The sequence below is a fragment of the Dietzia sp. B44 genome (genome assembly GCF_014145245.1).
GTDB lineage: Bacteria > Actinomycetota > Actinomycetes > Mycobacteriales > Mycobacteriaceae > Dietzia > Dietzia natronolimnaea.
On record NZ_JAALEF010000269.1, the window covers coordinates 1 to 6,341 of the forward strand.

Consider the following 6,341-nt stretch of genomic DNA (forward strand, 5'->3'; position numbering starts at 1 on the left):
CCCGCACCCGCACCCGCACCCGCACCGAATCATCCCGTGCCATCCCGCGCCGCCCGGAGTCCCTTCTTTTCCACGGACACTCTCCCGCCGGCACTCCGCCGAACCCCGTCGGACCGTCGCCCCACACCCCGCTGACCTGCGATGCCCTGCACGCCGCGTGCAGGGCATCGCAGGTCAGGCCCACGGAATCCACGCCTCCACACCGTGTCAGATCTCGAACATACTATCGAACCATGATCGCGACACCTCCCCCTGCTTCCGACGACGTCGAGCCTCCCGAGGCGCTCATCCCGCCTCCCGGATTCACCACGTGGATGGGGCCCGCACTCCCCGTGCTGGTCCCCGAGGCGTTCGCCCGGTGGGACCCGGGCCAACAACGCGGCTACCTCGCCCAGAGGACGATCTGCGCGGCCGAGGGTCGGACGCTCGCCTACGCCTACGACTGTGTCCGTTCCGCCACCGATCGTTTCGCCACCGAGCACGACCGCCATCGTGATCCGTGGGACGCCGCCGCCACGATGATCGGCGCCTCTATGGCGCTCTCACGCCACGGCGCATCCCGTCTGGTGACCACCGCGGTCGAACTGACCGAACGGCTCCCCCGAACGGCGGCGCTACTGGCGACGGGGTGGATAGGAATCCTCGCCGCGCACACCATCGCCGAGGAGACAGCCCTTGTGGCCGATCACCTCATGCCCGAACTCGATCGGCGGATCAGCGACGGGTTGGCTCCCACCAGGCGCCGGACCCACCCGCCGAGGCTCGGCCCATTGCGCAAGATGCTCATCAAGACCGTCGCGGCCTGCGATCCACTCGGTGCCGATGCCCGCGCCCGGCAGGCGCGACGTGACCAGGACGTGGAGCTGGTGCCCCTCCGGGACGACCGTGCGATCATCTCGGCCACACTCACCGCCGAGGACGCGCTGGAGATCGCGGACCGTATCGAGGCCCTCGCCCGCACCGCCTCGGCCGACGATCCGCGCCCCCTCGGCCAGCTCCGCGCCGCCGGATTGCTCGCGCTCAGCCGCGGCTGGGCCTGCCTGCCCGACCCGCAAGGAGAACACCCCGCCGACCCGGAAGCCCGGTCTGCGGCTCGCCGGGTCATCATCCACGCATACGACGATGGCACCCCGGACAATCGCGGCATCACCCTCGCCGGGTACGGGCCGATCACCCGGCACACCGCCGAGGAACTGCAGCGCGACGCCAGGCGGCGGGTCAACGCACTCTCCGAACTCGCGGATCCGGACACCGCCGCTGCGCGGCGCCACACCCCGTCCGAGGCCCTGGCCCGCTTCTGTCGGGGGCGCGACGGTACGTGCGTTTTCCCCGGCTGCCAGACCTCCGCCGAGAAATCCGACCTCGACCACATCGTCCCCTTCGACCATGACCACCCCGACCAGGGCGGACACACGACGTGCGACGACCTCGGCACCCTCTGCCGCTTCCACCACAGACTCAAGACCGACGGGGTGTGGGCCTACTACCGGGAGACCGACGGTTCATACGTGTGGATACACGGCCCCCACCACCCGGACAGGGACCCCGCAACCCGCATCACGACCTTCCCCACGGGGCCTTTCGCCGGCCACGCCGCACCACGACACCCTGAGGCGAGCCGACTACAGCGGGAGGCAGCCGAAGCGGGTGAGACCGGCTTCGGATCGGCCGAGTCGCGGCGGCGACCCCACCTGCGCCACCGTCGCGATGTCGAGAGACGCAACCTCCGTGCGCAGGCTCGACTCTGGCGACAGGCACCACAGACCGGTCCGGTGTCTCCGCCCACGCCGTCGACTCCCCTGTCGGACGAGGAGCCCCCGTTCTGATGGGCTGCGCGCGACTCTCGACGTCAGAAGCGCGAGCTCGTCGGATACCACCCGTCGGAGGCGTCGTGGGGACCGATGGATCGGACCTCGATGTGCTCGAACGACGCGAAGTCACCGGCGAGCCTGTCCCAGTTCTCGCGGGTGATCGCAGTGGTGATCGCCGAGGCGATCCGCCCGATCCCGCCGTAGATCCCGGAGAGCTGGTTCCCGGTGACGCCCATGGAGGCCCGCGCTCCGGTCGAGAAATGGTGCAGGCGGGTGAGCCACGGGGCGGTGCCCGGATCGCGTTCGGTGAACTCGAACCCCGGACCCAGGTAGGGACTCCGTCCGGCCGGGTGATCGACCGCGGGAGGGTGGCGGTCGGACCACAACGCGATGTCGTCGACGAACTCGGTGAGCTCCGGACGCATCTGCAGGTCCACCTGGTATCCGGTCGCGGACAGCACGACGTCAGCGTGGAACCGCCCCCTGGTGGTGTCGATCGCGATCTCCTGCCCACCGGTGCCGGTGTGGACCATCGAGACTGCGTTCCACCCACAGCCGGTGTGCAAGGCGAAGCCGGAGTGAGTGAAGCACCGCCACACCGCGTGCTGCGTGGGCGGCTGCGGAAGACCTCCGGACATCACGCCGAAGTCCCACTTGCGCTGGTCGTCCAGGTCGTAGAAGCGCTCCTGCATGCCCGGGAACTCCATCCACCGCAGCGGGTTGGAGGCCGGGACCGTCGCCCGTCGCACGAACACATGCGCCCGGACGGCGCCGTGGTCCAGCGCGGTGGCCGCGTTGTCGAACCCGGAGGCGCCGCCGCCCAGCACCGCCACCCGCTGACCCCGCAATGCGGTGAAGTCGATCGGGTCCTCCGTGTGGAACCAGCGTTCGCGGGGCAGAGAGGAGATGAACTCCGGCACGCGCACCCCGCCCCCGCCCGCGAGCCCGAGCGCGCAGACGATGCGCCTGGCGGTCAGCGTGGTCTCCTGTCCCTCCGGGCCGCGCAGTTCCACGGAGAACGGCCCGTCCGGGGTGGCGGGGCGGTGGATCGCGGTCACCCGGGTCCGATGGTGGACGCGGACACCCGTGACCTCCCGGTACCAGCGCAGGTAGTCGTTCCAGTCCAGGCGGGGAATGAGTTCGACGGCGGCCCAGGCGGCCTCTCCGTAGACGGCCTCGAACCAGCGCCGGACGTGGAGGGACGGGACGTCGAATTCGATACCCCTCATGTGCTTGGGGCTGCGCAGGGTGTGCATGCGGGCGTAGCGGTCCCAACAGCCCACCTCGTGCTCCGGACCGTCGTCCACCACCAGGACGCGGTCGATCCGCTGGCGCTGCAGTGCGAACGCCGTGCCCAGACCGGCCTGCCCGCCGCCGATCACCAGGACGTCGAGTTCGGTGGACCCGGGGACGCGGGGGATCCAGTCGCGGGCATGGCTGGTGGCGGAGATGTCCTCGTGCACACGGGCCCGGAGGGTCGCCAGTCGGACGTCCGCGTCGGGCAGGCGGCGGGAGGTCCGGGCCCCGGTCCCGGGTTCGGTGGTCCCGGGTTCGGTGCTCACGGAGTCGGTGGTGACGGAGGTCATGGCGGTGGATCTCCCGGGCTCAGCGGGCCCGGGTCGATGTCGCGGGCCCACCCGGGTCCTGTGCCCGGGCGGACACCACGGCGATGCCTGACTGATGACTCGACCGCCGGACCGTGGGACCCGGCGGTCGGATCGGCGGGGCCGACCGCACCATCGTGGTGTCGAGGCCGAGTCTGGCAGCACGGCTTTTCGACCGTGTTACGAGTGCATGAGCCCGGTGTGCCGGGCTTGGGCGTGCCGGGCTCGGGCGACCCGTGCGGCGAACAGGACGAGTGCCTCGGAACTCAGCCTTCCGTGAACGCGCAGACGAGCGATACCTCCGTCCGGGAACACGTCGAGTCGGACGAACCGCACCGGTTCCGCCGCGCCCGACTCGTCTCCCGGCCGAGACCCCGACCCGGGTCCCACCAGGAATCGGTGTCGACAGTCCGGTTGCAGCGGCGTACGCGGGACGAGGTCCACCCACCGGTCGGGGTGTTCGAGGTCGTCCGCGCGAGCGATCCCACGAAGCGACGCCATCCCCGGGGCATTGCCGATGTAGTAGGAGGTGTCGATCTCCACGTGGTCGACGGTCCCCTGACCGGCGAGGCCCACTGTGACGTGGTCGTTGCCCCCGTCGCGCCGCCGGGCGTTCTCCCAGCCTTCGCCCATGACGCGGGAGCGGCCTGGGGCGATGATGTTGGACGGCGAGGAGTAGAACAGGTCCGAGCAGTCGACCACCCGTCCCCCGTTCTCGGCGGCCGCCAGGTCGACGGTTCCGCGAAGGAACGCGGGGTCGGGTGTCGGCTCACCGTGGACCCGCAGCCGCGCGACACCGCCGTCCGGGATTATCCGCAGGCGAACGTGGGTCACGGCCACGGGATCGGACACCTCGTAGCGGTTGCGGGTGTCCCCCTGCGCTGCTGCGGCCGGCACCAACGGCCGCCAGTGGGCCCCCGGGAGCTCGTCCGCCCCCGGGTAGCCGTCGATCCACGCACCGTCCACGGCGACCTGCGGGGGGAAGTTGCCGCGGAAGAAGGCGGTGTCCACCACGACCCCGCGCACCACGCCCGGCACCCCCAGGCGGACGATCGCCGCGTCCTCTCCGGGCGAGCGCCGCCGGCGGGTCTCCCAGCCGTCGTAGACCTTGCCCTTGTGTCCGAACAGGGCGGGGTCGAACACCGGCTCGGAGGGCAGGATCAGGTTCTCCTTCTCGGCGAAGAACTCGTCATCGGCGGACACCACACCGCCGGCCATCGCGCGGGAGGCGAGGTCGGGCAGGGTGAGGAACTCGGGCTCGGTCATCCGAGGGGCTCCGTTCGTGAGAGCGGTCGCGCGCCGGCCCAGGTGGGCGGCGCAGGGAGTTGGGTGGACAGGGAGGGCTCGTGAGCGGGCGGAGCGGGCGGGGCGGGCGTCGCCGGTCGGGACACTGCGGTACCGGCGGCGGGGCCGTCGAGGTCGATACGCCGACCGGCGAGGTAGACGTCGCGCACCACGCCGCCGAGTGCCCGCTGGGCGTAGGCGGTGACGGGGTTCTTGTGCTGCAACCGCTCGGGCAGGACCACGAACGCCTCGTCGGGGGCCAGGACCACCAGGTCGGCGCGGGCCCCGGGGCGGATCGCGCCGCGGTCGATCAGTCCGGCGAACTCCGCGGGGCCGGAGGACATCCATCGCACGACGTCGGGCAGTCCCAGTCCGCGCAGCCGCGCCTCCGACCAGATGATCGGCAGGCCCAGCTGCACGGAGGCGATTCCGCCCCACGCCTGGCCGAAGTCGCCGCTGTCGAAGCGCTTGAGTTCGGGAACGCACGGCGAATGGTCCGAGACCACCAGGTCGATGGTCCCGTCGCGCAGCCCCTCCCACAGCCGCTCGCGGTTGCCGGCCTCGCGGATCGGCGGGCAACATTTGTAGTGGGTGGCGCCCGGCTGGATCTCCTCGGAGAACAGCGACAGATAGTGCGGGCACGTCTCCACCGTCAGGGGCAGGCCCTCCGCCTTGGCGTCCCGGATCAGCGGCAGGGCGTCGGCGGCCGACAGGTGCAGGATGTGGGTCCGGCACCCGGTGCGGCGGACGCCGTCGATGACCTGCGCCACCGCGCGGACCTCTGCGGCGACCGGTCGGGATTCCAGGAATCCCGCGTAGATGGGCCCGGACGGCGGGGGCTGCGCGTCGATGGTCCCGGCGTCCTCGGCATGGACGATGAGCAGTCCGCCGAACCCGGCGATCTCCTCCATGGCCGCCAGCATCTGCACGTCATCGAGCGGCGGGAACTCGTCGATCCCCGAGTGGAGCAGGAAGCACTTGAAACCGAACACCCCGCGATCCCAGAGTTCGCGCAGCCGGCCCAGGTTCTCCGGCACGGCCCCACCCCAGAACCCAGCGTCCACGTGCAGTTTCCCGGTCGCGCTGGCCAGTTTGGCGTCGAGCGCGGCGGGACTGGTGGTCACCGGACTGGAGTTGAGCGGCATGTCGATCAGGGTGGTCACCCCGCCGCACGCGGCGGCGCGGGTGGCGCTGGCGAATCCCTCCCAGTCGGTGCGGCCGGGTTCGTTGACGTGGACGTGGGTGTCGACCAATCCTGGAAGCAGCACCACGTCGTCACCCAGGTCGACGACGTCCGTGCCGGCCGGCGTCGGGGAGGTCGGGGCAGCGGGACCGGTCTCTACGGCCAGGATGATCCCGCCGGAGACCGTCACGGTGGCCGGCACGACCTCGGCGCCGATCACCGCCCGACGTGCGCGGAATACGATCTCGGGGACACCATGTGCGCTCATGTCGTGGTCTCCGCCCGGTCGTGGACGTGGTCCCGGTGGTGGGACTGTTCGGGCGGATGGGTTCGTTCGGGCGCAAGGGTCCGTTCGGTGCCCGGCCGCCGGAGCCGGTCGAGCGCGGCCCTGTCGACACCGGCCAGCTCGGCCACCTCCCCGGCGGTGACGGCCCCGCAGTCCAGCGCGCGCACGCAGAA

General features: G+C 71.3%; 5 protein-coding genes. 1 reads left to right on the top strand and 4 read right to left on the bottom strand.

Translation table 11 applies throughout. From position 1 onward, the window contains the following. The first annotated feature begins 233 nt into the window (after positions 1-233). A complete protein-coding gene (locus G6017_RS09565) occupies positions 234-1,826 on the top strand; it encodes an HNH endonuclease signature motif containing protein (RefSeq protein ID WP_187701354.1) in 1,593 nt (530 codons plus the stop codon). A 23-nt stretch (positions 1,827-1,849) separates the two neighbouring features. Here G6017_RS09565 and G6017_RS09570 read toward each other — a convergent pair whose 3' ends face one another. The 4 genes from G6017_RS09570 to G6017_RS09585 all read right to left on the bottom strand — a co-directional run. Then, positions 1,850-3,397 carry an NAD(P)-binding domain-containing protein gene (locus tag G6017_RS09570; RefSeq protein WP_182617114.1) on the bottom strand — a complete coding sequence of 516 codons (1,548 nt, stop codon included), beginning with the start codon at positions 3,395-3,397 and terminating at the stop codon, positions 1,850-1,852. A 198-nt stretch (positions 3,398-3,595) separates the two neighbouring features. Continuing rightward, entirely contained in the window at positions 3,596-4,681 is a 1,086-nt protein-coding gene (gene alc, locus G6017_RS09575; protein ID WP_182617115.1) for an allantoicase, read from the bottom strand. Continuing rightward, a complete protein-coding gene (allB, locus tag G6017_RS09580; RefSeq protein WP_206682428.1) occupies positions 4,678-6,150 on the bottom strand; it encodes an allantoinase AllB in 1,473 nt (490 codons plus the stop codon). Before allB ends, alc begins: the two co-directional genes overlap by 4 nt. Continuing rightward, the coding region (locus tag G6017_RS09585; RefSeq protein ID WP_182617117.1) for a hypothetical protein at positions 6,147-6,341 on the bottom strand (195 nt) is incomplete at its 5' end. The genes allB and G6017_RS09585, both read right to left, overlap by 4 nt.

What these genes read in the sequence shown, in the direction of transcription:
- G6017_RS09565 (WP_187701354.1), top strand. Translation starts at nt 234, where the DNA reads ATGATCGCGACACCTCCCCCTGCTTCCGACGACGTCGAGCCTCCCGAG.
- G6017_RS09570 (WP_182617114.1), bottom strand. Translation starts at nt 3,397, where the DNA reads ATGACCTCCGTCACCACCGACTCCGTGAGCACCGAACCCGGGACCACC.
- alc (WP_182617115.1), bottom strand. Translation starts at nt 4,681, where the DNA reads ATGACCGAGCCCGAGTTCCTCACCCTGCCCGACCTCGCCTCCCGCGCG.
- allB (WP_206682428.1), bottom strand. Translation starts at nt 6,150, where the DNA reads ATGAGCGCACATGGTGTCCCCGAGATCGTATTCCGCGCACGTCGGGCG.